17 protein-coding genes and 2 pseudogenes are annotated in these 23984 nt (G+C 71.4%); 10 read left to right on the top strand and 9 right to left on the bottom strand.

The genetic code is table 11. The features are described 5' to 3' along the window. Window positions 1-266 precede the first annotated feature (266 nt). Together QA802_RS33755 and QA802_RS33750 are read right to left on the bottom strand one after the other, a co-directional pair. Window positions 267-2825, bottom strand: a complete 2559-nt coding sequence (locus tag QA802_RS33755; RefSeq protein ID WP_334530803.1) for an ABC transporter permease — start codon at window positions 2823-2825, stop codon at window positions 267-269. Window positions 2826-2840: 15 nt separating this feature from the next. Beyond that, on the bottom strand, window positions 2841-3587 hold the full coding sequence (locus tag QA802_RS33750; protein ID WP_443042309.1) for an ABC transporter ATP-binding protein: 747 nt from the start codon (window positions 3585-3587) through the stop codon (window positions 2841-2843). Between the two features lie 174 nt (window positions 3588-3761). On the opposite strand from QA802_RS33750, the gene QA802_RS33745 reads away from it, so the two are divergent. From QA802_RS33745 to QA802_RS33730, 3 genes and pseudogenes are all read left to right on the top strand, one after another. Beyond that, complete coding sequence (locus QA802_RS33745) at window positions 3762-4919, top strand: sensor histidine kinase (protein ID WP_334530801.1); 1158 nt, start codon at window positions 3762-3764, stop codon at window positions 4917-4919. Beyond that, a complete protein-coding gene (locus QA802_RS33740; protein WP_334530799.1) occupies window positions 4916-5572 on the top strand; it encodes a response regulator in 657 nt (218 codons plus the stop codon). Before QA802_RS33745 ends, QA802_RS33740 begins: the two co-directional genes overlap by 4 nt. Window positions 5573-5800: 228 nt before the next feature. After that, window positions 5801-6286 (top strand): annotated as a pseudogene (locus QA802_RS33730) (recombinase family protein); the annotation flags it as partial. Window positions 6287-6360: 74 nt separating this feature from the next. Here QA802_RS33730 and QA802_RS33725 read toward each other — a convergent pair. Then, window positions 6361-7119: pseudogene (locus QA802_RS33725) on the bottom strand (thiamine pyrophosphate-binding protein); the annotation flags it as partial. 190 nt (window positions 7120-7309) lie between these two features. On the opposite strand from QA802_RS33725, the gene QA802_RS33720 reads away from it, so the two are divergent. After that, entirely contained in the window at window positions 7310-8131 is an 822-nt protein-coding gene (locus QA802_RS33720; protein ID WP_443042212.1) for a hypothetical protein, read from the top strand. A 77-nt stretch (window positions 8132-8208) separates the two neighbouring features. Here QA802_RS33720 and QA802_RS33715 read toward each other — a convergent pair whose 3' ends face one another. Both QA802_RS33715 and QA802_RS33710 read right to left on the bottom strand, forming a co-directional pair. Beyond that, window positions 8209-9951: an AMP-binding protein gene (locus tag QA802_RS33715; RefSeq protein WP_334530790.1), complete on the bottom strand. Its 1743-nt coding sequence runs from the start codon at window positions 9949-9951 to the stop codon at window positions 8209-8211. After that, window positions 9948-11615: an AMP-binding protein gene (locus QA802_RS33710; protein WP_334530788.1), complete on the bottom strand. Its 1668-nt coding sequence runs from the start codon at window positions 11613-11615 to the stop codon at window positions 9948-9950. Before QA802_RS33710 ends, QA802_RS33715 begins: the two co-directional genes overlap by 4 nt. A 124-nt stretch (window positions 11616-11739) precedes the next feature. On the opposite strand from QA802_RS33710, the gene QA802_RS33705 reads away from it, so the two are divergent. The 4 genes from QA802_RS33705 to QA802_RS33690 all read left to right on the top strand — a co-directional run bounded on the left by QA802_RS33705 (window position 11740) and on the right by QA802_RS33690 (window position 17819). Then, window positions 11740-12801, top strand: a complete 1062-nt coding sequence (locus QA802_RS33705) for a response regulator transcription factor (protein WP_334530786.1) — start codon at window positions 11740-11742, stop codon at window positions 12799-12801. A 260-nt stretch (window positions 12802-13061) separates the two neighbouring features. Beyond that, the gene (locus tag QA802_RS33700; protein ID WP_334530784.1) at window positions 13062-15878 is read left to right on the top strand and encodes a helix-turn-helix transcriptional regulator; all 2817 of its coding nucleotides are present in this window, start codon (window positions 13062-13064) and stop codon (window positions 15876-15878) included. A gap of 258 nt (window positions 15879-16136) precedes the next feature. Then, window positions 16137-16928 carry a S1 family peptidase gene (locus tag QA802_RS33695; protein WP_334530781.1) on the top strand — a complete coding sequence of 264 codons (792 nt, stop codon included), beginning with the start codon at window positions 16137-16139 and terminating at the stop codon, window positions 16926-16928. A 243-nt stretch (window positions 16929-17171) separates the two neighbouring features. Then, a complete protein-coding gene (locus QA802_RS33690) occupies window positions 17172-17819 on the top strand; it encodes a LysE family translocator (RefSeq protein ID WP_334530778.1) in 648 nt (215 codons plus the stop codon). 64 nt (window positions 17820-17883) lie between these two features. On the opposite strand, the gene QA802_RS33685 is transcribed toward QA802_RS33690, so the two are convergent. Both QA802_RS33685 and QA802_RS33680 read right to left on the bottom strand, forming a co-directional pair. Beyond that, window positions 17884-18813: a winged helix DNA-binding domain-containing protein gene (locus QA802_RS33685; RefSeq protein WP_334530776.1), complete on the bottom strand. Its 930-nt coding sequence runs from the start codon at window positions 18811-18813 to the stop codon at window positions 17884-17886. Beyond that, entirely contained in the window at window positions 18767-19981 is a 1215-nt protein-coding gene (locus QA802_RS33680) for an RNA-guided endonuclease InsQ/TnpB family protein (RefSeq protein WP_334530773.1), read from the bottom strand. Before QA802_RS33680 ends, QA802_RS33685 begins: the two co-directional genes overlap by 47 nt. A gap of 50 nt (window positions 19982-20031) precedes the next feature. Between QA802_RS33680 and tnpA the strand changes: the two genes are divergently transcribed. After that, entirely contained in the window at window positions 20032-20463 is a 432-nt protein-coding gene (gene tnpA, locus QA802_RS33675) for an IS200/IS605 family transposase (protein WP_334520635.1), read from the top strand. Between the two features lie 2 nt (window positions 20464-20465). Here tnpA and QA802_RS33670 read toward each other — a convergent pair whose 3' ends face one another. Further along, window positions 20466-20804 (bottom strand): DNA glycosylase AlkZ-like family protein, encoded by a 339-nt coding sequence (locus QA802_RS33670; RefSeq protein WP_334530770.1) that lies wholly within the window; start codon window positions 20802-20804, stop codon window positions 20466-20468. 226 nt (window positions 20805-21030) lie between these two features. Next, entirely contained in the window at window positions 21031-22125 is a 1095-nt protein-coding gene (locus QA802_RS33665) for an enoyl-CoA hydratase/isomerase family protein (RefSeq protein ID WP_334530767.1), read from the bottom strand. Between the two features lie 494 nt (window positions 22126-22619). Between QA802_RS33665 and QA802_RS33660 the strand changes: the two genes are divergently transcribed. Beyond that, window positions 22620-23492 (top strand): dioxygenase family protein, encoded by an 873-nt coding sequence (locus QA802_RS33660; RefSeq protein ID WP_334530764.1) that lies wholly within the window; start codon window positions 22620-22622, stop codon window positions 23490-23492. Window positions 23493-23984: the final 492 nt, after the last annotated feature.

Genomic DNA, 23984 nt, shown 5'->3' with positions numbered 1-23984 from the left:
CTCATGTTCCGGTCAGACCTTCAGCGGTCTGATCGCGATGGGCGCGTGGCCCGGCTCGGTGGCGAGTTCCTAGAGCTTGACGCAGCAGCACAGAGGCCACAGCTGCGGCCGGTCCAGCAGATCGTCCCGGGCCCGCGACGCCTGCGCGCACGCTCGCTGCATTGGCGAAACGCCAAGTACATCCAGTACAAGGGCGCTCCGCTGCCTATGGCCGCACGCGGCGGGCGCCGGGCGATCCGGCGTGACCTTCGGAGCAGGCCGGGCCGTCAGTCCGCGGTGATGCTTTCCAGCACGTCAGGACGGGCGGCCCGGCGAGCCGGCCATTGGGCGGCGGCCAGGCCGACGAGAACGGCGGCCAGCAGCATCAGCAACAGCTTGGGGTAGGGCAAGACCGTGCGGAGCTCTGGCAGGGTCACGGTCATGGTGGTGCCGGCCGCCCAGGCCAGGAAGACGCCGAAGGCCATGCCGATCGCCGCGCCGAAGACGGAGATCAACACCGATTCCAGCCGTACCATCCGCTTGACGCCGCCGCGGTCCAGGCCGATCGCCCGGAGCAGACCGAGCTCGCGCCTGCGCTCGAACACGGCCATTGCCAGCGTATTGACCACTCCCAGGGCCGCGACCAGCAACGACATCCCGAGCAGTGCGTAGAGCAGGTTGAGGGCGAAGGTGATGGTGCGGTCGTACCCGTCCCTCAGGTCCTGCTTGTTCTCGACCTCGACCACAGGGCTTTTGCCGGTGGCGTCCTTGAGAGCCTGTTTGAAGGCAGGGGTTGCCCCGTTCGCGCCCTTGACCAGGATCTGCTGCGCCGGCGCGTACGGCTGGTGTGCGGCGACCACGCCGCCCGGCAGGAGCACGGGGGCGAGCAGCCGGCTGGGTGCGAACACCCCGCCGACGGTGAGGCGGGCGCCGGTCCCGTGCGGGGCGGCCACGGTCACGGTGGAGCCGACGGCCAGTCCGTGCCGGCCCGCGAAGTCGGAGTCCACCAGGATCTGACCTCGTTTCAGTGCCGTGGCCGCCCCCTGACTCATGCTCGGCCGGACCAGCTGATCGGCACTGTCGGCGTCTAGGCCCTTCGCCTCGGTCCGCACGCCGGCTATCCGCCACTCCACGTCGGTAACCGGGCTGGAGGCGACCACCCCGGGGGCCTGGGCGACCGATGTCGCGATGCTCGGGTCCAGGGTGCCGGTGAGCGTGGTGACGGCGTAGTCCGCCGCCATCTCGTTGGTCACGGCGCGGTCGATCGCATCCGAGACCGAGGCGCCGATCACGGTCATCGCGGTGACCAGGGTGAGTCCGATGGTCAGGGCGGCGGCTGTACTCGCGGTGCGGCGCGGGTTGCGGATCGCGTTGAGTGCGGCGAGTGAGCCGGGGGTGCCGCAAAGGCGGGCGAGCGGCGGGCGGGACAGGGCGATCACCGGACGGGACAGCAGCGGCAGCAGCTGCACGATGCCGAGGACCGCGAGGAGCGCCCCCACCATGAGCGGCAAACGCGCCGTGGCGCCCCTCTCGGTGCTGCCCAACAGGACCAGGCCGAGGCCCCCGGCGGTGGTCAGGGAGCCGAGGACGTTGCGAAGAAACAGGCTTCGGGGGGTGGCGGGTTGCTCGCCGCTGCTCAGCGCGGCGACCGGGGGGATCCGGCAGGCGCGGAGGGCGGGCAGCGCGGCGGACAGGACAGTGACCAGGGTGCCGACGAGCAGGGTGATCAGCACGGTTGTCGAGGTGACGACCACGCCGGCTCTGGGAAGGTCCGCGTCCAGGGACTTCACTCCCGCCGCGAGAGCGGCGCCGATGCCGATGCCGAGGAGCAGTCCGGCGGCGGAGCCGCTGAGACCGACAAGGAGCGCCTCGATCAGCACGGAGCGGGTGACCTGGCTGCGCCCGGCGCCGATGGCGCGGAGCAGTGCCAGCTGCCGGGTGCGCTGGGCCACCAGCATGGTGAAGGTGTTGGCGATGAGGAAGATGCCGATGAACAGCGAGATCCCGGCAGCGGTGGTCAGCATGGTGGCCAGGCTCCTGCCGCTCTGGGCCAGCATCTCGGCCTGCTGCGCGGCCAGCTGCGCGCCGGTCTCGGCTCGGAATTGGTTGCCGCCGGGGACCAGCGGAGTGACGGCGTGCAGCAGTGCGGTCTCGGAGGTGCCGGGAGCGGCGGTGACGTCGATGCTGCTGTACTGGTCCGGCGCCAGCGACAGCACCCTCCGGGCGCCCTGGGTGTCCAGCAGAGCCAGCGGGTTGCCGGACCGGACCGCAGGCGCGTCGGAGGAGAAGACGCCGGTCAGGGTGACGCTGATGGCAGGGCCGTTGGCGGCGATGCGGACGGTCTCACCGAGCCGGTAGCCCGTCTTTACGACGGTGCCCCGGTCCAGGGCGACCTCGGTCGCGGTGTGCGGTCCTCGGCCCTGGAACATCGGGTAGCGTGCATCGTTCCCGGCGGCATCCGGCACGAAGTTGGCGCCCGTGCTTCTCATGATGTCGCCGATCATGTTGCCGTTCTTGTCCGCGATGGCAGCGGTGCCGCTCACCACCGCGCGGGTCCCGGCGACTCCCGGCAGCGCGGCAATCCGACGGACGGTCGCCTCTGTGAGCCGGGCGGAGCTCTTGGCGCTGTTCTGCCTGGCGCCGGAGGGAAGTCCGGCGGTGTCGTCGGCAACCTGGACCGAGATGCCGGTGAAGTCCTTGCTGCGGCTGTTGTTCGCGGCTTGGTGGATACTGTCGGAGAAGATCATGGTGCCGGTCATGAAGCCGGTGCCGAGCAGCACGGCCAGGGTGGTCATCAGGAGCCGGCCGCGGTGGGCCAGGACATTGCGCAGGGCGGTACGGAACATGGGTGACAGCCCCCGTCAGCCGACGCGGTCGAGCCGGCGCATGCGGTCCAGCACACTGTCGGCGGTGGGCGATCGCAGTTCGTCGACGATGCGGCCGTCGGCGAGGAAGACCACCCGGTCCGCGTGGGAGGCGGCCACCGGGTCGTGGGTGACCATGACGACGCTCTGGCCGAAGTCGCGCACGCAGGATCCGAGGAGCGCCAGGACCTCCGCGCCGGCGTGCGAGTCGAGGTTCCCGGTGGGCTCGTCGGCGAAGATGATCTCGGGCTTTCCTGCCAGGGCGCGGGCGCAGGCCACGCGTTGCTGCTGTCCGCCGGACAGTTGGCCGGGGCGGTGCTTCAGCCGGTCGGCCAGGCCCACCGCGTCGACGACCCGTGCCAGCCAGTCCCTGTCGGGCCTGCGCCCGGCGATGTCCCCGGGCAGCGTGATGTTCTCCATGGCGGTGAGCGTGGGCATCAGATTGAAGGCCTGGAAGATGAACCCGATCCTGTCTCGGCGCAGCCGGGTCAGCTGTTTGTCCTTCAGGCCGACCAGCTCCACATCGCCGATCGTCGCGGAGCCCGAGGTCACGCTGTCGAGCCCGGCCATGCAGTGCATCAGCGTGGACTTGCCGGATCCCGAGGGACCCATGATCGCGGCGAACTCGCCGCGCGGAAACTCCATGCTGACGTCGTCCAGCGCCAGGACCCGGGTCTCCCCCTCCCCGTAGACCTTGTGCAGCCCACGGGCTCGGGCAGCCGCCCCGTACGTGGTCGTCGTCATCGTGTCCATCACCATGGCAGTCCTCTCGGTGGAGCTCGGAACGCCGTCCACGCTCGCCCAAGCCGGGTCCTGGGAGCGTCCGGCCCTCAGCGGACCCGACGGGTGGTCCGTAATGCCGCAGGCGTACGCCTGTAAGGCGACGCGGAGAGCCGGGTGCACGCCTACGCTCGGCCTGTGGAAGAGACCAAGCCCCGGCCGCCCCTGCTCGGACGCATCCCGCCAGGCGCCTGGCCGGTCCTCACCTGGTGCGCGGCCCTGCTGTTCGCACTGGCGCTGTGGCTGCTCGAGCGACAGGGCGGACCCGAGGCCGCCCCCTTCCTGCGGGGCCCCTGGGCCGGCCTGGCGCTCGCCGTCGGCCTGGCGTTGCCGCTCGTAGCGGCCCGACGCCGACCACTGCCGGTCCTGGGCCTGGTCCTCACCGAATCCCTGGCGGCTGCGGCGCTCGCTCCCTGGGCGTGGGCTCTGCTGCTCCCGACGGCGGACGTGCTGCTGCTCTACATCGCCGCCGCCGCCGACCGCAGCCGTCGCACCACTGCCATGGCGGCCGTCGCGGTCCTCACGGCGCAGATCAGCGGCTGGCGGATCACGAACGGAGGCTGGGCGCACGGTGTGACCGAGGCCGCGGTGCCGATCGCCTCGGTCGCCCTGGTCTCCTGGACGCTGGGCAGCTCGATCCGCCAGCGGCGCGAGTACGCCCAGCGGCTGCGTGAACAGGCCGCCGCCCAGGCGGTGCAGGCGGAGCGCCTGCGGATCGCCCGGGAGCTGCACGACACGGTCGCCCACAGCATCGGAGTGATCGCCATCCAGGCCGGCGCGGCCAAGCGGGTCATCGAGACCCAGCCCGAGGGAGCCCGCAGAGCGCTCGACGCGATCGAGCTGACCAGCCGGGAGACCCTCGTGGGGCTGCGTCAAATGCTCGGCACGCTGCACCGGACCGAACCCGAACCGGTGACGGGCATGGCAGGCGTGGACCGGCTGACGCAGGGCACTGCCACGGCCGGACTCCACGTAAAGGTGCGCTGGCAGGGCACGAAACGTCTGCTGCCACCCGACACGGACCAATCGGCATTCCGCATCATCCAGGAGTCATTGACCAACGTGGTCCGCCACGCGAACGCCCGCCATTGCCAGGTGAACGTCGACTACCGCACCGCCGAGCTGGCCATCGAGGTCGTCGACGACGGCACCGGCGCGCCGCCCGATGCCGCGACCGACGGCACCGGCTACGGAATCACTGGAATGCGCGACCGAGCAGATCTGCTGGGCGGCGAGTTCAGCGCCGGGCCGCGCCCCGAGGGCGGCTTCCGGGTGACAGCCAGGCTGCCGGGATGACCGTACGCATCGTCCTCGCCGACGACCAGCCTCTCGTACGAGCCGGCCTTCGCATGGTCATCGCCGACGCCCCCGATCTGGAGATCGTGGGCGAGGCCGGAACCAGCACGGAGGCAGTCCGGATAGTCAGGGAACTCCGGCCCGACGTCGTCGTGATGGACATCCGGATGCCCGGCATGGACGGCCTCGAGGCCACCCGGATGATCACCTCCAACGCCCCAGCGCCGCGCGTACTCATGCTCACCACCTTCGATGACGACAACAACGTCTACGCCGCGCTCCGGGCGGGGGCCAGCGGATTCCTGGTCAAGGACATGGCGCTGGACGACATCCTCGCCGCGACCCGCGTCGTGGCCGCCGGCGACGCCCTCATCGCGCCGAGCGTCACCCGACGCCTGATCGAGGAGTTCGCGAACCGTCCCGCGGCCGCTGCCCCTCCGCAGCGACTCGATGGCATCACCGAGCGGGAACGCGAGGTGCTGACACTCGTCGGGCGCGGCCTGTCCAACAGCGAGATCGCCGCCGAGCTGTTCATCGGCCACGCCACCGCCAAGACCCATGTGGCGCGACTGCTGACCAAACTCGACGCCCGCGACCGGGTCCAGCTCGTGATCATCGCTTACCGGGCGGGCCTGGTGTCGTCCTCACCATGACCCGGCAGCAAGCAGGTCACCCCAGGTCTGCGATCTGGCCCGCCGCCGCTTACGACAACGAGGACGCCTGAGGGCCTGGCTGTTCTCGATCGCCCCGGCCACCGGGGACCTCATCCAACGCACTGATGACCGCCGAAGCGTTCCCACTTTGCTGTGGCGTGCAGGAATCGGACCGATTGATGAGCGAGATCAATAAGCGGCGGCACACAGCCGGATCGGCACCGGATCATGCCCATGAAACGGTGTCAGAAAGTTGATGTGCTCAAGAACTTGAGCAGCACCGTTTTCTGTACGATCTGGCAGGTTCAGCCACCCCAGGACGACGACATCGCCGATCTCCTCGCCCCCGTTCCGGCCGTACGGACCGGCAGCCTCGCGGGATACGCACGCGTGTCCACCAAAGGGCAGTTGCTCGACCGACAGATCCACGCACTCACCGAAGCAGGGTGCATCCGGATCTTCTCCGACAGGAAGTCCGGCAAGAACGCCGAACGCGAGGAACTGTGGAAGGCCCTCGACTACCTGCGCGAGGGCGACACCCTCGTCGTCCCGTCGCCGGACCGGCTCGGCCGCTCCATCCAGGACCTCATCGCGATCGTGTCCGGCCTGCGCAAGCTCGGCGTCGGCTTCACCTCGCTGCACGAGGCGCTCGACACGACCACGCCCGGCGGGCGCCTGGTCTTCCACGTGTTCGCGGCCCTGGCGGAGTTCATCCGCGAACTCATCGTGCAGGGCACCAACGAGGGCCTGGACGCCGCCCGCGCCCGCGGCGCCCGGCTCGGCCGCCCGCCGGCGATGACCGAGTGGTCGTCCGGGATCGCACCCCAGCCCATCAGCGTCGGGACGACCGGGACTCCCGTCAACTCGACGCATTCCACCAGGAGTTCGCCGACGTCGGCCGTGATGACGCCGCCGCCCGCGACGATCAGCGGCCGCTCGGACGCGTTCAGCATCCGCAGGGCCTTCTCGATCTGCGGCCGGGTCGCGGCCGGCTTGTACACGGGCAGCGGCGCGTACATGTCCGGGTCGAACTCGATCTCCGCCTGCTGGACGTCGACGGGCAGATCGATCAGGACCGGGCCCGGCCGGCCGGACCGCATGAGGTGGAACGCCTGCTGGAAGACGCCCGGAACCTGCGCGGCCTCCAGGACGGTGACCGCCGTCTTGGTCACCCGGGCCGGCGATGGCGGCGATGTCGACGGCCTGCAAGTCCTCCTTGTGGATCATGGCTGTCGGCGGCTGACCCGTGATGCACAGTATCGGGATCGAGTCGCCGAGGGCGGAGTACAGCCCGGTGATCATGTCGGTGCCGACCGGGCCCGAGGTGCCGACGCAGACCCCGATGTCGCCCGGGTGGGCGCGGGGGTAGCCCTCGGCCATGTGCGAGGCGCCCTCCACATGGCGGGCGAGCGTGTGATCGACGCCGCCGGCGGCCCCGAGTGCCGCACAGAAGGGATTGATCGCCGCGCCGGGACACCGAACACGCTGGTGACGCCCTCGAGCTTGAGGATCTCGACTGCCGCACGGGCAGCGGTCATACGAGCCATGGAGTTACTCCCGCTTCGACTGCTTCAGAGGGTTCAGCGCGCCCCGCGGTGAGCCCTTCCCTTTGCTTCCGATTGTTTCCGCCTGTTTCTTCTTCCGTAATACGGAAAACATTTTCTACTATCTGGAAGTAATCAAGTGGGTGCGCGAAGGTCGTCAAGAGACGGACAGGCGGGGGGCCGGAGGAGGACGATGGGGGCCATGTCCGAGAGCGTCCAGGTGCGCTGCCCGGCCTGCCGGCGGGAGCACCACTTCACCGCGCCGTCCTATCCGTGCGCGTGCGGCGCCCCCGTCACGCCGGTACTCGACCGGCGGACGGCCCCCAGCGCCGTGGCGCACCGGTCGTGGGACGACGAGTGGATCGTCCTGCGGTGTCCGGCGTGCGGGCGCCGCGACCAGTGGCCGCACCCGGAACTGGGATGCGCTTGCGGAACGGTGCTGCGGCTCCCCGCGACCGCCCTGTCCGTGGACCCTCCCGCGGACCCGCACGGCGAGCCGTCCGCAGACCCCTCCGCGGACTCATCCGTCGAGCAGAGCCCGGAGTCGACGTCGAAAGCGCATACCGCGATTTCGCGGACGCCGCCGTCGGAAGCTCTGCCGCGGCCCCCGGCAGTGCCGCCGTCGGCCGCGCCCCGGCGTGCCTTCCGTCCCGTGGCCATCCGTACGGCGCGCGACGCGGTCACCTCGGCGGCGCACTATCTGAACTGGCTCGGGCACGGGGACGTCCGGCGGGCCGACCAGCGGCCCACCTCCGGCATCGGCCTCGCCTCCCGCGGGCTCCTGGCCCAGGTGGACCCGAGCGTGCGGCCCGCGTCACTGCGGGACGTGGAGTGCCTGTGGCTGACGGCCATGACGGAGTCCACGGAGTGCGTCTACTTCTCGCTCGCCGGATACACGGACGACGCCCGCGCCCGGGCCGACCAACTGCGCGTGCCTCTGTTCGTACTCGACCTCACCGGCACCCCGCAGCCGGTCAACGCGACGGCCGACGCCCTCGACGCCCGAGGCGGCTGACGCGGCGGACACCACCCCGGTGACCGCCGCGTCAGCCCTGACCCTCGAGCCGTGAACCCTGAGTCCTGAGTCATGAGCTAAAGGGCGTACTTCTCGCGCAGTTCGATCTTGCGCACCTTTCCCGACACGGTCATGGGGAAGGCGTCCACGATCTGCAGCCTGCTCGGGATCTTGTAGTGCGCCAACCGGCCCTCGCAGTAGGCGCGCAGCTCCTCCAGCGTCAGCGTTCTTGCCGGGTCTGCCGGGATCACGCAGGCGAGGACCTCCTCGCCGTACCTCTCGTGCGGGACGCCGACGACCTGGACGTCCCTGATCCCGGGATGGCCGTACAGGAACTCCTCGATCTCGCGCGGGTAGATGTTCTCCCCACCCCGGATGATCATGTCCTTGATGCGGCCGACGATCTCCACGTAACCGTCTTCCCGCATCACCGCCAAGTCCCCGGTGTGCATCCAGCGCCCCGCGTCGATCACTTCGGCGGTCTTCTCGGGCTCGTTCCAGTAGCCGAGCATCACGCTGTATCCCCGGGTGCAGAGTTCGCCGGGGCCGCCGCGCGGCCGGGTCACGCCGTCCACGGGGTCGACCACCTTCACCTCGATGTGCGGCAGGGCACGGCCGACGGTTCCGGTGCGGTGTTCCAGGTCGTCGTCCCGATGGGTCTGGGTGGAGACGGGCGAGGTCTCGGTCATGCCGTAACAGATCGAAACCTGCGCCATGTTCATCTCGGCGACCACCCGCTTCATCACCTCCGCCGGACAGGGCGAGCCCGCCATGATGCCGGTGCGCAGCGTCGACAGGTCGTACGCCGCGAAGTCGGGCAGGTTCAGCTCCGCGATGAACATGGTCGGCACGCCGTACAGGGAGGTGCACCGCTCCTGCTGGACCGCCTCCAACGTGGCCCGCGGGTCGAACGACGCCGCCGGAACGACGATGCACGCGCCGTGCGAGGTGGCCGCGAGGTTTCCCATCACCATGCCGAAACAGTGATAAAAGGGCACCGGAACACAGATCCGGTCCTGCTCGCTGTAGGCGATCGACTCACCCACGAAGTAACCGTTGTTGAGAATGTTGTGGTGGGAGAGGGTGGCACCCTTGGGGAAGCCCGTCGTGCCCGAGGTGTACTGGATGTTGATGGGATCGTCGCAGGACAGCTCGGCCGCCCGGGCGGCCAGTTCCCCTCGCCGTTCGGGGGCGCCGCGCTCCAGGAACGCCGCCCAGCTCGGATCACCGATGTAAACGGTCTCTCGCAGTTGCGGGCAGCGGCCGCGCACCTCCTCGACCATCGCCCGGTAGTCGCTCGTCTTGTGGCTGAGGGAGGCGAACAACAGCGAGATCCCGGCCTGCTTCAGGACATACTCGACCTCGTGCGTGCGATAGGCCGGGTTGACGTTCACCATGATCGCGCCGACCCGGGCGGTGGCGTACTGCACCAGCACCCACTCCGCGCAGTTGACCGCCCAGATGCCCACCCGGTCGCCCTTGGCGACCCCGCTCGCGAGCAGCGCGTACGCCAGCCGGTCGACGTCCGCGCCGAACCGGGCGTAGGTCCAGCGCCGGCCGGACGGCACGTCGACCAGTGCCTCGCGCTCCGGCCAGGCCGCCAGGGCCCGGTCCAGGTTCTGCCCGATCGTGTCCCCGAGCAGCGCGGTCGTGCTCGTCCCGTGGGTGTACGAGGAGCCGGGCGCGGAGGCGGTCCCCGGCGTGGACGACGCGTCGCTCGCCCCACTGGTCCCGCTGGACGCACTCGCCCCGCCGTCCCCGCTCTCCCTGCCGGCCCCGCTCATTCCGTTCGTCCTGCTCGTCCCGCTCGTCCCGCTCACCGGAAGTCCTCCTCGCGGTACTCGTCCGCGGAGCCCGCCGCCGTCGCCTCGCGCAGCTCGATGCGGCGGATCTTGCCGCTGACGGTCTTGGGCAGCGGCGCGAACTCCAGACGGCGGATCCGCTTGTAGGCGGCGAGCACCTCGCGGGAGTGTTCGAAGAGCACCTTCGCGGTGTCGGGGCCCGGCTCCCAGCCGTCGGCGAGGACGACGTACGCCTTGGGGACGGCGAGGCGCAGCTCGTCCGGGGCGGGGACCACGGCCGCCTCCGCCACCGCCGCGTGCTCCAGCAGCGCGCTCTCCAGCTCGAAGGGACTGATCTTGTAGTCGGACGCCTTGAAGACGTCGTCGGACCGGCCCACATAGGTGATGTAACCGTGTCCGTCACGGCTTCCGACGTCCCCGGTGCGGTAGTAGCCGCCGGCCATCGCCTCGGCGGTGCGGTCGGCGTCGCCGTGGTAGCCGGTCATCAGCCCCACCGGCCGTTCGGACAGGTCGAGCGCGATCTCGCCCTCCGTCGCACCGGGCGCGCCCGACACCGGGTCGAGCAGCTCCACCCGGTATCCGGGGCCGGGCCGGCCCATCGAGCCGGTCTTCAGTTCCTGGCCGGGGCTGTTGGCGATCTGGACGGCCGTCTCGGTCTGGCCGAAGCCGTCCCGGACGGTCACTCCCCAGGCCCGGCGGACCTGCTCGATGACCTCGGGATTGAGGGGCTCGCCCGCGGCCACCGCCTCGCGCGGCGGGGTGCGCAGTCCGGTGAGGTCGGCCTGGATGAGCATGCGCCAGACTGTGGGCGGGGCGCAGAACGTCGTCACGCCCGCCCGGTCCATCTCCGCCATCAGCCGGGCCGGGTCGAAACGCGTGTAATTGTGGATGAAAACGGTTGCTTCCGCGTTCCACGGGGCGAAGAGGTTGGACCAGGCGTGCTTGGCCCAGCCGGGTGAGGAAATGTTGAGGTGGACGTCGCCGGGCCGCAGACCGATCCAGTACATCGTGGACAGGTGGCCGACCGGGTACGAGGTGTGGGTGTGCTCCACCAGCTTGGGCCGGGCGGTCGTGCCGGAGGTGAAGTAGAGCATCAGCGGGTCGTCGGCGAGGGTGGGGCCGTCCGGCGTGAAGGCGGCCGGGGCGGCGTACGCCTCCTCGTACGGCTGCCAGCCCTCGGGCGCGCCGCCGACCGCGATGCGCGTGTAGTCGCCAGGGATCTCGTCGAACTTGCCGGTGTCCGCGGACCGGACGAGGACGTGCCTGACCCGGCCGCGTTCGACGCGGTCGGTCAGGTCGGCGGGGCCGAGCAGCGGCGTCGCCGGGATGACGACGGCGCGCAGCTTCATCGCCGCCAGCGCGGTCTCCCACAGTTCGGCCTGGTTGCCGAGCATCACGAGCACGCGGTCCTCGGCGGCCACACCGCGGCCGCGCAGCCAGTTCGCTACCCGGTCGGAGCGCTCGGACAGCTCGGCGAAGGTGCGACGGGTTTCGGAACCGTCTTCCTCCACGATGTGCAGGGCGGTGCGCTCGTTGCCGTCGGCGATGGCGTCGAACCAGTCGAGGGCCCAGTTGAACCGCTCGGGGCGGGGCCACTCGAAACGCTCGTAAGCGGTTGTGTAGTCCTCGCGGTGTTCCAGCAGGAAGTCGCGGGCTCTGCGGAAGAGCTCCGTCGCCGTCATCTGTGTCCTCCTCGGTGCCGGACCATTGCCGGGCGGCTCTCCGACATCGTGTAATCCGTGATGCAGGTCTCACTACCCCCGAACGGGGGTGTGCGGCACCACGCCGCGCGGAAAGGGCGAGAACGTGGCAGCAGATGCGGCCGGAACGGTGGAGATTCGCGGTGCGCTGGGGCGGCTGCGCCGGGCGACCGGGCTGCCGGTGGCCTTCGGCGGCCTGGTGGAGCCCGGGCGGCAGCGGATGCGGATCAGCGAGTTCAGCGGGGCTGCCGGGCTCGCGCTGCGCGGGCTGGCGGTGACGTCCGGCAACGGGCTCGGCGGCAGGGCGGTGGCGCTGGCCCGTCCGTGTGCGGTGACCGACTACTCGCTCTCCCGGCAGATCAGCCACGAGTACGACGCGGCCGTCGCCGAGGAGGGGCTGCGTTCGGTGCTGGCGATCCCGGTGGTGGTCCGGCGCCGGGTGCGCGGGGTGCTGTACGGGGCCCTGCGCACGGCGCAGCCGCTGGGCGACCGCACACTGACCGCCGCGGCGCAGGCGGCACGGGACGTGGAGCAGGCGCTGGTCGTCGAGGACGAGGTGCGTGCACTGCTGAGGGCCGCCGGGCCGGGCTTCGGGCCGGGTGCCGGGCCGGGTGCCGGGAGGGGGTTCGGGCCGGGTGCCGGGAGGGGGTTCGGGCCGGGTGCCGGGAGGGGGTTCGGGCCGGGTGCCGGACGAGGTACCGGGTCGGGGTTCAGGCCGGGCGCCGGACCAGGTACCGGACCAGGTGCGGGACCGGGCTTCGGAGCAGGCGCCGTTCCGGGGGAGGGGGCGACCGCGGGCTCGGACCGGAGGGCCGGGGCCGCCGGGGCCGCCGACTGGGAGCAGGTGCGCGAGGCGCACGCGGCCCTGCGGGCCCTCGCCCCGCGGATCTCCGACCCCGCGCTGCGGGCCGACCTCCTCGAGGCCTGCGGGCTGCTGGCCCCGGGGCCGCCGCAGGAGCCGGCGGGACAGCCGGTCGTCCTGGCGCCGCGGGAGCTGGACGTGCTGGCGTGCGTGGCGGCGGGGTCGACGAACGGGGCGACCGCCGAGCGGCTCGGGCTGCGGACGGAGACGGTCAAGAGCTACCTGAGATCGGCGATGCGCAGACTGGGCGCGCACACCCGGGGAGAGGCGGTGGCCGCGGCCCGCAGGGCGGGTCTGCTGCCGTAGCGCGAGCGACGTGGCGCGCCAGACGTTCGGGCGCGACGGTCGGAGCACGGCAGAAACACGGCAGAAACAGTGCATAAGCACAGTAGAGGCAGCGATCACATCCGGCCAAGGAGGCCCCTCACGGCAAGGAATCATTCACTTACCGTTGCCATGAATTTAACTATGCGTCACGTTGTTATATCCCTCACCACGATCCACCTCCGAATTTCAAAGACACGTTGCCTAGAATTTGGCCCGGACACGACACTCGGAGGGGAGCGGTGACCGTGCGACGGGACTTCAAGGAGCCTGCCAGATGCCGCCCCGACCTCGTCATCGGCAGGGAGGAGCTGGTCACGGGCGCCCGTGACCAGCTGACGCGCGGCGGCAGTGTGCTGCTGCACGGCCCGGCCGGAATAGGAAAGTCGACCGTGCTGCGGGCATTGGCCGCGGATTACGCCGAGGCGGCGCACACCGTCCTGCGCTGCTCGGCGACCGAGTCCGAATCCCACCTCCCCTTCCTGGCCCTGGCGGACCTCTTCGGTCTCGTCCTGGGCGAGGTCTCGGACAAGTTGCCCGTCGCGCAGCGCACCGCCCTGGAGTCGGCGCTCACCGGCCGCGGCGAATCGACCCTGCACCGCGACGGCCTCGCCCTGCGGCTGGCCGTCCTGTCCGCGCTGCGCATCCTCGCCGCCGCGGGCCCCGTCCTGCTCGTCGCCGACGACCTGCAGTGGCTGGACTCGGCCAGCGCCGAACTCCTCGGCTTCGCCGCCCGCCGCCTCGGCGACACCCCCGTCCAACTGCTGTGCGCGGTGCGCACGGAGGGGCAGGAGTACGACCGGCATCTACGCGCGTCCCCGCCCGACACCCTCGCCGTCCGCCTCAACCCGCTCTCCCGCAGCCAGGTCTCCGCGCTGCTCGACCACCGCGGCTACACCGACCTGCCCCGCTCCACGGTCCGGGAGATCCACCGCACCAGCGGCGGCAACCCCCTGTTCGCGCTGGAGCTCGGCCGCGCCCTCGGCGAGAACCCGACGCCGCCCCGCCCGGGCGAACCGCTGCCGGTGCCGACCTCGCTGCGCGCCCTGGTCCTCAGCCGTCTGGACATGCTCTCCGACGAGGCCCGGCGCACCCTGCTGGTGGCCAGCGCCGGAGCCCGCCCCACGCTGGCGCTGCTGCACGCGGCCGGCAGGGAGAACGCCGAGGCGGAGACCGCGCAGGCGGCGGCCCTCGGACTGTTGGCGACCGAGCCGGAGGGCCCTGCCGTCCGGTTCGCGCACCCCCTGATCTCGGCCGCGCTGTACGCGGAGGCGCCCGCGCAGGAGCGCCGGGCCGCGCACGCCGCGCTGTCCACCGCCGCCTCCGACCCGATCGAGCGGGCCCGCAACCTCGCCCTGGCCACCACCGGCACCGACCCGGAGGTCGCCGCCCGGCTCGCCGAGGCCGCGGCCCTGGCCCGCGACCGGGGCGCGCCGTCGGTGGCCGCCTCGCTCGGTCTGCTCGCCGCCCGGCACACCCCGCCGGACGGCACGCCCGGCCCGGACGAACACCGGCTGTGCGCCGCCGAGGACGCCATCACCGCCGGTGAGGTGGACCTGGCGCGGGACATCGCGCGCGAGGTGCTGACCCGGGCGACCGTGCCCGCCGACCGGATCCGCGCCTGGGAGGTGGTCATCGAGGCCGCCGGGCAGGCCCTCGGCGACGTCGACGCCGTCTTCCCGCAGGCCCTCGCCGACGCCGGCGACGACCCCCGGCTGCTCGCCCTGGTCCACTACCGCCTCGCCTGGCGCAAGCTGATCGTCGAGGGCGACTTCTCCGAGGCCCGGCAGGAGGCCGCGCACGCGGCGGAGCTGGCGGCCCGCGGCGACGACCGGCGCACCGAGCTGATGGCGCTGTCGTTCCAGTCGTCCACCGAGACCCTGATGGGCCATCCGAACGCCCCCGCGACCATCAAGCACGCCATGCGGGAGCCTCAGGACCCTTACGTGGCCTGCCACCACAACGGCGTCGGCGCGGCGAGGTTCCGCTGGCTGATGATGAGCGACCAGCTGCCCGAGGCCCGGTCGACCATCACCGCGCTGCTGCGCGAGGTGCGTCGACGCGGCATGGTCGAGAGCGAGGTGCACTTCCAGCGCTTCCTCGCCGAGACCGAACTGCGCTCCGGGCACTGCGGACGCGCCCTCGACCTGGCCCGCGAAAGCCTCAGGCTGGCCCGTGACTCGGGCATCGGCCTGGGCGCCTCCGCGATGCTGGCCTCCCTCGCCGAGGCCTCGGGCGGCGACGTCGGCCAGGCGCTGGCACTGGCCCGGGAGGCGGCGGGGCGCGCCGAGGAGGACGGCGATCAGATGTACCTCTCGCGCGCCCTGGCCGCGCTGGGCCACGCCCAGTTCGTGGCCGGCGACGCGGCGGGCGCGGTCGCCTCGCTGCGCCGGGTGCGGGAGCTGGAGCAGGGCCTGGGCATCACCGACCCGGCGCGCGGCCGCTGGCAGGGCGACCTGGCCGAGGCGCTGGTCCGGGTCGGCGAGCCGGGCGAGGCGCAGGACGTCATCGCCGTGACGCGCGAGCACGCGCTGCGACTGGACCGGGAGAGCGTGCTGGCCGTGCTGGACCGGGCGGATGCCCTGGTGCGGGCGGCGCTCGGCGACCACGAGGAGGCGCTGTCCCGGCTGACGTCCGTTCAGGACCGGCTCGCCAAGCTCGGCTACGGGCTGGAGGAGGCACGGGCGGCGTTCGCCCTGGCCCGGCTGCGCACCGGGCGGCCGGGGCCGACGTCGTACGACGAAGCGGCACGGCTGTTCAGGCGATGCCGGGCGCTGCCCTGGCTGCGTCAGGTGGACGAGGCCGCCGCCCGGGGCGCGGGCGAGCCGTCGGGCACCCCCGCGCAGACCCCGCCCTCCGACGCGCTGGCGGGACTGGCCGCGATGGAGCGTCAGGTCGCGGCGCTCGTCATGGAGGGGGCGACCAACCGGGAGATCGCCGCTCGGCTGTTCATCAGCGTGAAGACGGTCGAGGCGACCCTGACCCGGGTCTACCGCAAGCTGGGCATCCGCTCGCGGGTGGACATCGTCCGGTTGGCGGCGGGGCGTCACGCGAAGTGAGGATCGCGCGGGTTAACTGCCCCTCGGGGCGACCCGCGCGCAGGACGTCCCCCTGAGCGAGGTGCTGCGGGGGCACTGTCGGACCGAGGGTTTTCCCTGCCCCAACTCCCTTAGGGGGTTCCCTCATTGGGGACGCCGGGCTCGGGGTCCTAGCGTAAGGGACGTGCCGCTCGCCCGGGCAGACGGGGGTCGGTCCCGCGACCCCCGTGCAACCCCACACCCGCGCGACCCCCCACCGGCAACCCCTCGAGGAGTTCCATGTTCGGGCTCAACCGCGTGAAGAGAACCGCCGCTGTGGTCGCGGCGACCGCCGCCACGGCGGCGACCGCACTGCTCGGCGCCCCCACCGCCGTCGCAGCGCCGCAGCCGATCGTCGGCGGCACGACGACCACGACCACGGCGTACCCGTTCATGATGCAGATCACGGACGCCTCGCAGAACCAGTTCTGCGGCGGCACCCTCGTCTCGGCGACCAAGGTGGTCACCGCCGCGCACTGCATGGTCGGCGAGACCACGAGCAGCGTGCGCGTCGTCGGCGGCCGCACCTACCTCAGCGGCACCGACGGCACGGTCAGCCGGGTGAGCAGGATCTGGATCAACCCGGGATACACGGACGCCACCGACGGCGACGACGTGGCAGTCCTGACCCTGTCGACGTCGATGCCGTACACCAAGGCGTCGTACGTCTCCTCGTCCCAGACCGGCGTGTACGCGGCCGGCACCACCGCCCGCATCATCGGCTGGGGCACCACCTCGGAGAACGGCAGCTCCTCCGACCAGCTGCGGACCGCGGCCGTCCCGGTCGTGTCCGACTCCAGCTGCAAGAGCTCCTACGGTTCGGACTTCGTCCAGACCGACATGGTTTGCGCCGGATACTCCTCCGGCGGCACAGACACCTGCCAGGGCGACAGCGGCGGTCCCCTGCTCATCGGGGGCGTCCTGGCAGGCATCACTTCTTGGGGCGAGGGCTGCGCGGAAGCCGGTCACCCGGGTGTCTACACCCGGCTGACCACCTTCTCCGGCCTGGTGACGGCACAGGTCGACTCGTAGTCACCGGGTAGCCCGGTAGCCCACCCCCGAGAAACTCCTGAGCATCCCTCAGGGAACGACCAGGGGGCGCTGCGAGCCTCCACGAGCGGCCCGCAGCGCCTCCTGTCCATCCGTCCACGCCCTCACCGCTCGCCGGTGGGGGCGTTTCGCATGACGCACGGCCCTGAGACCGGCCGCGGCAGGCGTGTTTGTACGGGGCGCCCGGCCCGCGGGCGTTCGGCGGCTCGGGAAAGGGTGACGCGCATGGTGTCCACGGACCGGATTCTGGCCTTCGCGGCCATGTCGCTGCTGGTGATCGCGATCCCGGGCCCGAGCGTGCTGTTCGTCATCGGCCGCGCGCCGGCCCACGGCCGTCGCACCGCCGTGGCGACCGCGCTCGGCAACGTCGTGGGCTCCTACCTGCTGCTGGCGGCGGTCGCCGTCGGCGTCGGGTCGCTGGTGGAGCGCTCGGTGACGGTCTACCTGGGGGTGAAGCTCGCGGGCGCCGCCTATCTGGTGCACCTGGGCGTCCAGGCCTTCCGGCACCGGGCGGAACTGAGGGCGTCGTCGATCGGCGCACGGGCTGCGGGCCCGGCCCGCGGCGACCTGCGGACCGCGCTGGACGGCGTCCTGGTCGGCGTGACCAACCCGAAGGGGGTGGTGTTCTTCGCGGCCGTCCTCCCCCAGTTCGTCGACCACGCGGCGGGCGACCTCCCGCTCCAGATGCTGCTCCTGGGCCTCGTCCCGATCCTGATCGGCCTGGTGACGGACACACTGTGGGGCCTGACCGCGTCGGCGGCCCGCTCCTGGTTCGCGCGCTCCGACCGGCGGCTGTCGTGGATCGGGGGCGCGGGCGGCTGCACCATGATCGGCCTGGGCGTGACGGTGGCGCTGACGGGGCGGGCGGACTGACCTGCCGCCCATGACGTCCAAACGGCATCCATGACGTCCATGACCTCCACGGCGTCCGCTGCCGTCAAGGCCGGAGGACTGTTCCGAAGCGGATGTCGTAACGCTGCCCCGGATGCATCACGGCCAGCATGCGCTCTCCCTCGGCGAGCACGTCCCGCTGCTGCACGCCGGTGAGGCGACCGAAGGGCTCGACGACCAGGGCGTCCCGCTCCAGTCTCCACACGCCCGCCAGGAAACCGTCGACCAGGAGGGTGCAGTGCGCCTGGTTGCCCTGCCAGGAACGCCCCCAGTACTCGGGCGGGACGACACGGCCACGGTCGGCGTGCGAGAGGAGGAGGTTGTCGAACTCGGGGAGGAACCGCGGCGGGGCCGGGGTCTCCCGGTCCGGACGCGGGGCCTCGGGCAGGTCGAAGAGTTCGACGCCGCGCTCGTCCCGGAAGACGAGCAGCTGCGGACGGAGACGTTCGAAGGCCTCACGCAGCCGGGTCAGACCGGCCCAGGTCTGCATGTCCTTGACGGAGGCCGGGCCGAAGGCCGCCAGATAGCGCAGGACGACGGCGTCCACGGCGGGAGCCCGCTGTGCCGGACGGCCCAGCCAGTGCTCGGCGGTGGTGAGGGCTACCTGTCCGCTCCGGCCCCACAGTCCGCGCGGAGTGACCTGGACCAGGGGGAGTCGGCAACGGGCGGCGACGGCGAGGGACTGCGGGTCTGCGTCCGGCCACTGCGCGCCGAGGGCCTCGCGCAACTGCCCCATGGTGCGCGGCTCGGCCTCGACGAGTTCGCGGGCGAGGGCGGCGAGCCGGTCGAGGTCCACTCCGAGGAGACCCTTGCGGAAGTTCGTCAACTCCCGGTCACGGGCGGGCTGGACGAGCGGCCGCAGGGTCAGGCAGTCGTCCGCGGTGTGGGTGTGGGTGACTACTCCCCCGCATAAATGCGGGGGCTTCTCGTCAAGCTGGTTGAGCTTGACGACGGGCCAGCCCGGCCCGCAGAACATTGGAAGCTCCCACGACGTCAGCGTGCGCCCGGTGGCCGCATCCAACGCAGTGGAACTTCTCCTGTGTGGGCCGGTTCTCCGCGCTGACGTGCCCGCATTCGGGGCATGTCCGAGAGGTGTTGCGGGGGTCCACGGCGATCACGTCACGTCCGGCGCTTTCAGCCTTGGCGTGCAGGATCGTCAGGAACACCCCCCATCCGGCATCCGAGATCGAGCGGTTGAGGCCCGTCTTCGCCGCCGCGCCGTTGGGCAGGAATGCCCCTGGCGTGTCGGGGTCGGGCTTGGGTGCGGCGGTGCGCACCATGTTGCGGATCGTCAGGTTCTCGTGCGCGATGAGGTCGTGGTCGCGGACGAGGTCGAGCGCGGTCTTGTGTGCGTGGTCCAGGCGCTGACGCCGCACCTTGCGGTGCAGGTCGGCGACGCGCTCGACGGCCCGCTGGTGGTTCTTCGTCCGCTTGTCGCGGCGCACTCGTCCGAAGGTGGACAGCTTCCGTTGTGCGGCTTCGAGCTTCGCTGTGGCCTTGCGGCCGTGGCGCGGGTTGTCGATGTGCTCGCCGTTGGAGGTGGTGAGGAAGGAGGCGATGCCCATGTCGATGCCGACCACGGACCCTGTCCTGGGCAGCGGCTCGGGCTGGGCCTGCTCGGCGGTCAGCACCACGTACCAGCGCTTGCCCTCGCGCTTGACGGACATGGTCTTGACCTTGCCGGCCACGGGCCGGTGCTGCTTGACCTTGACGTGCCCGACGCCTTGGAGGCGTACGCGGGTCTGCGGATCATGCGGGGTGGAGTCCCAGCGGCAGCCGTCGCCGTCCTTGGGGAAGTCCACCGTGTCGAACCAGTTGACTCCCCGCAAGCGCGGGTAGCCGGGCGTCTCGCCGTGCTTGATGCGGCGGAAGAACGCGGCGAACGCCTTGTCGAGGCGCCGCAAGGTGGCTTGCTGGCTGGAGAACGACCAGCGGCCCTGACGCTCCGGGTCGAACGCCCGGATCTCCTTGAGCTGCGCGGACTGCATCCCGTACTTGATGCTCGTCTTCGACACGTGCCGGTAGGCGTCACGCCGTTCCTGCAAGGCCCCGTTGTAGAGCGAGCAGTGATCGCGCAGCATCTCGCCGAGAGCGGCGGACTGGCCCACGGTGGGCCGCATGAGGAACTTGTACGCACGGATCATCCGGCCCACCCCCTTCCTGGTCGTTGCGATCACCCTACTGCCCTTGGGGTATGTCACCACGCTGGGAACCAGACACCGATATCCGCAGGGGGCGTCACGTCACCTTCGATCTCCACGCCCACTTGGTGTTCGTCACCAGATACCGGAAGGGAATCTTCGATGACGAGATGCTTCGGCGATGCGAAGAGATCATGCGGGAGGTCTGCGACAAGTTCGAGGTGGAGCTACGCGAGTTCAACGGCGAGCGTGATCACGTGCACCTGCTCGTGCACTACCCGTCCAAGCTCGCCCTCTCCAAGCTGGTCAACAGCCTCAAGGGCGTCAGCTCCCGGTACCTGCGCGCCGAATACACCGGCCGCGTCAACCGAACCGGGATGGGATCGGTGTTCTGGTCCCGCTCGTACTTCGCGGCCTCCTGCGGCGGAGCGCCGCTGTCGATCATCCGTCAGTACATCGAGGGCCAGCGCCGCCCCCTGTCCTGACCTCAACGAACAACGGTGCTCCGCACCGTTCCGCTTTCCCGCCCCGGCTGAAGCCGGGGATACCCAGCGGAGGACCTGATGGTGGACCGCATGGTGACGATGCGGACGACTCCACGGTCGGCCATCAGTGCCGACAGCTGCTCCGGGGCGAAGCCCTCGAGGCGGGCGGCGAGCGCGTAGTACGGCGGCCTGGCGTTCTGCGCCTGCAGTCCGAGCAGATGCTCCACCGCGGCCTTGACGGACAACTCGGCCGGACTCAGTAGCAGTTGACGGGCGAGGGTGGCCCGACTGAGAGCCTGGGCGTCGAGCACGGGACCTGCCGGGGACGTCGTCTTCGTCATGCACAGCAAACTAACCGGACTTGCGGACAGGTCCTGTCCGCGACCCGACGGCAGGTCCGGTCCGCGACGCGACGGCAGGTCCGGTCCGCGACCCGACGGCAGGTCCGGTCCGCGACCCGACGGCAGGTCCGGTCCGCGAAGCGACGGCAGGTCCGGTCCGCGAAGCGGTGGGCGACGAGAGGCGTGCCGGTTCACGAGACCGCCGGCACCGGCCGGCTCGTGGCGGTCAGCCCCGTCTGTGGGCGGGGGCCGAGGCCCGGGTGGGGGGCGGAGGTTCGGCGAGACCGAGTTCCTGGGTGCCGAGTGGGGTGAAGAAACGTTCCACGTCGGTGTCGGCGACCTCGGCGAGGGTGGCCGGCGACCAGCGCGGGGCGCGGTCCTTGTCGACGATCTGGGCACGGACGCCCTCGACGAGGTCGTGACTGGTCAGGGCGGCGCAGGAGACGCGGTACTCCTGGTCCAGCACCTCCTGCAGCGACCCGAGCCGCCGGGCACGGTGCAGGGCGGCCAGGGTGACCTTCAGCGCGGTGGGCGACCGCGTGAGCAGGATTCCCGCGGCCTCCGCGGCGGCCGGGGCGCCGTGGGCGAGCAGACGCCGGACGATCTCCTCGACCGTGCCGGCGGCGTAACAGGCGTCGATCCACCCGCGCGCCGCAGCCAACTCTCCTTGCGGCGGGGCCTGTTCGTGACGGGCGAGGGCCTCACGCACCGGCAGGTCGGCGAGTTCGGCGAGGAACCGCGGGAGCGAGACGGACGGCACGTAGTGATCGGCGAATCCGCACAGTACGGCGTCTCCCGCTCCGATCTGCGCTCCCGTCAGGGCGAGGTGGACGCCGAGCTCCCCCGGCGCGCGGCCGAGCAGGTGGGTGCCGCCGACGTCGGGCACGAATCCGATGCCGGTTTCCGGCATGGCGATCCGGGAGCGCTCGGTGACGACCCGCACGCCGCCGTGCGCCGAGACGCCGACACCCCCGCCCATCACGATGCCGTCCATCACGGCGACGTAGGGCTTGGGATACCCGGCGATGCGGGCGTTGAGACGGTACTCGTCCCGCCAGAAGGCTGCCGAGGCCTTTCCGTCACCGTCGCGGGCGTCGTCGTGGACGGCCCGGATGTCGCCGCCCGCGCACAGGCCGCGCTCCCCCGCGCCGGTGAGGACCACGGTCTCGACGTCCGGGTCGTGCTCCCACGCGGTGAGCGCGTCGTCGATGCGGTTCACCATCGCGTGGTTCAGGGCGTTGAGGGCGCGCGGGCGGTTGAGGACGAGGCGGGCGGCCCGGCCGTCGGTGTGCAGCAGGACTGCGTCTTCGTTGCCGGTCATCCACGGGCCTCCGCCCTGGAACGGGTTTCCGCACGACGACGCGTGCCCCGTCGGCAACGGGTTTCCGCCGGACGACGGGTGAAGCGTAGGCAACGGGTTTCCGCCGGACGACGGGTGAAGCGTCGGCAACGAGTTTCCGCACGTCCAGGCGTGGCCCGTCGGCAACAGGTTTCCGTCCGAGAACGGGATTCCGTCCGGAAACAGGATCCCGTCCGAGAACGGGATTCCGTCAGGCCGCGGGAAGCGGTGACACACATGATCTGGTCGGTTCCCTTCCGGAGGTTCGTTCGGTGGAGGCGTTTCACGAACGATCTTCTCAAGGGTCGCGCCGGCCCGGTCGTGCGCCCTGCCCGATCCGTCGTCGGGCCGTCCGACCACGCCCGGCGACGGCTTCCTCGCCCTCGCCCTCTTCCTCGCCCTCGCCCTCTTCCTCGTCCTCTCCCTCGGCGGATACTCGTCGCAACCGCACCGCCGAGGCTGAGCAGGAGACCGCCATGTCCATGGACTTCACCGCCGAAACCGCGACGGAAGCGGTCGTGGACAGTTTCTCCCGCACCCCCGACCCGCGGCTGCGGGAGCTGTTGACCGGGCTCGTGCGACACCTGCACGACTTCGTTCGGGAGACCGAGCCGACCCGTGCCGAATGGGAGCGGGCGATCGCGTTCCTCACCGAGGCCGGGCACCGGTGCGACGACACCCGGCAGGAGTTCATCCTGCTCTCGGACGTCCTCGGCGTGTCGATGCTCGTCGAGGCGATCAACGACCGCAAGGAGCCAGCCGTCACCGACTCCACCGTGCTCGGCCCGTTCCACATGGTCGAGTCCCCTCCCCGGGCACTCGGGGACACCGTCGACCTGGTCGGCGGCGGTGAGCCCTGCCTGATCAGCGGGCAGGTCGTGTCCGTCGACGGCACCGCGCTGCCCGGCGCGACGCTGGACGTGTGGCAGGCCGACGACCAGGGCTTCTACGACGTCCAGCAGCCCCAGAAGCAGCCACCGGGCAACGGCCGCGGCCTGTTCACCGCGGACGCCGAAGGGCGCTTCTGGTTCCGCTCGTGCGTGCCGAGCCCGTATCCGATCCCGACGGACGGGCCGGTCGGGGCGCTGCTCGAGGCGACCGGCCGCCACCCCTACCGCCCCGCCCACATCCACTTCATCGTGAGCGCGGCCGGCCACCTGCCCGTGACGACGCACATCTTCGTGGCGGGCGGCGAATACCTGGAGTCGGACGCCGTCTTCGCCGTCAGGAGGAGCCTGGTGCGGGAGTTCACCGAGGTGGACGAACCGGCGCAGGCGGCGGCGTCCGGCCTGGCCAACCCCTTCCGCCGTGCCGTCTTCGACATCGTGCTGCAGCCGACGCCGGCGTGACCGGACGGCTCGGCCTGCGTCGCGTCCTCGTCGCGTTCTCGTCGCGTCCTCGCCGTCCACGGCGAGCGCGGCCGGGACACTGCGCGGTGCTCGCCGGTGCGCCCGAGGTCCTCGAAGGTCTCGTACCGGACAAGCTGCTGCCGTCCACGAACGCCGTGCCCGAGCGGTTCGAGTTCGGAACGGACCTCCCGGCATGGACACGGCGGGGCATCGCCGGCGTGGACACGGTCGGCCTCGCCGGGGACGTGCGGGCAGCGGCCGGCGCGTTCTCTACGGTCCCTGCACGAGCACGAGCACGAGGACGAGGACGAGGACGCGCTGCGCTCCGGACTGGCGGCCGGACTGCGCGCGCCGGGCGACGCCGTCACCGTCCACGCGAAGGGCGCGGAGCGCGCGCAGACCGGCTCCCGCGCGCCGCGCTTCCGCCGAGCCGCGCCACCTCCCGAGCCTCCCGCCACCTGCGAGCCGGGCCTCGCTCCTGCACGCTTCGTC

This window comes from Streptomyces sp. B21-105 (genome assembly GCF_036898465.1).
Lineage (GTDB): Bacteria > Actinomycetota > Actinomycetes > Streptomycetales > Streptomycetaceae > Streptomyces.
This window is presented reverse-complemented; position numbering and strand designations above follow the sequence as displayed.

Excerpts from the sequence above, each read along its gene's own strand:
- QA802_RS33755 (WP_334530803.1), bottom strand. The coding sequence starts at position 2,825 with ATGTTCCGTACCGCCCTGCGCAATGTCCTGGCCCACCGCGGCCGGCTC.
- QA802_RS33690 (WP_334530778.1), top strand. The coding sequence starts at position 17,172 with ATGGTGTCCACGGACCGGATTCTGGCCTTCGCGGCCATGTCGCTGCTG.
- tnpA (WP_334520635.1), top strand. The coding sequence starts at position 20,032 with ATGTCACCACGCTGGGAACCAGACACCGATATCCGCAGGGGGCGTCAC.
- QA802_RS33695 (WP_334530781.1), top strand. The coding sequence starts at position 16,137 with ATGTTCGGGCTCAACCGCGTGAAGAGAACCGCCGCTGTGGTCGCGGCG.
- QA802_RS33720 (WP_443042212.1), top strand. The coding sequence starts at position 7,310 with ATGGGGGCCATGTCCGAGAGCGTCCAGGTGCGCTGCCCGGCCTGCCGG.
- QA802_RS33680 (WP_334530773.1), bottom strand. The coding sequence starts at position 19,981 with ATGATCCGTGCGTACAAGTTCCTCATGCGGCCCACCGTGGGCCAGTCC.
- QA802_RS33740 (WP_334530799.1), top strand. The coding sequence starts at position 4,916 with ATGACCGTACGCATCGTCCTCGCCGACGACCAGCCTCTCGTACGAGCC.
- QA802_RS33750 (WP_443042309.1), bottom strand. The coding sequence starts at position 3,587 with ATGACGACGACCACGTACGGGGCGGCTGCCCGAGCCCGTGGGCTGCAC.
- QA802_RS33660 (WP_334530764.1), top strand. The coding sequence starts at position 22,620 with ATGTCCATGGACTTCACCGCCGAAACCGCGACGGAAGCGGTCGTGGAC.
- QA802_RS33685 (WP_334530776.1), bottom strand. The coding sequence starts at position 18,813 with ATGTTCTGCGGGCCGGGCTGGCCCGTCGTCAAGCTCAACCAGCTTGAC.
- QA802_RS33710 (WP_334530788.1), bottom strand. The coding sequence starts at position 11,615 with ATGACGGCGACGGAGCTCTTCCGCAGAGCCCGCGACTTCCTGCTGGAA.
- QA802_RS33670 (WP_334530770.1), bottom strand. The coding sequence starts at position 20,804 with ATGACGAAGACGACGTCCCCGGCAGGTCCCGTGCTCGACGCCCAGGCT.
- QA802_RS33665 (WP_334530767.1), bottom strand. The coding sequence starts at position 22,125 with ATGACCGGCAACGAAGACGCAGTCCTGCTGCACACCGACGGCCGGGCC.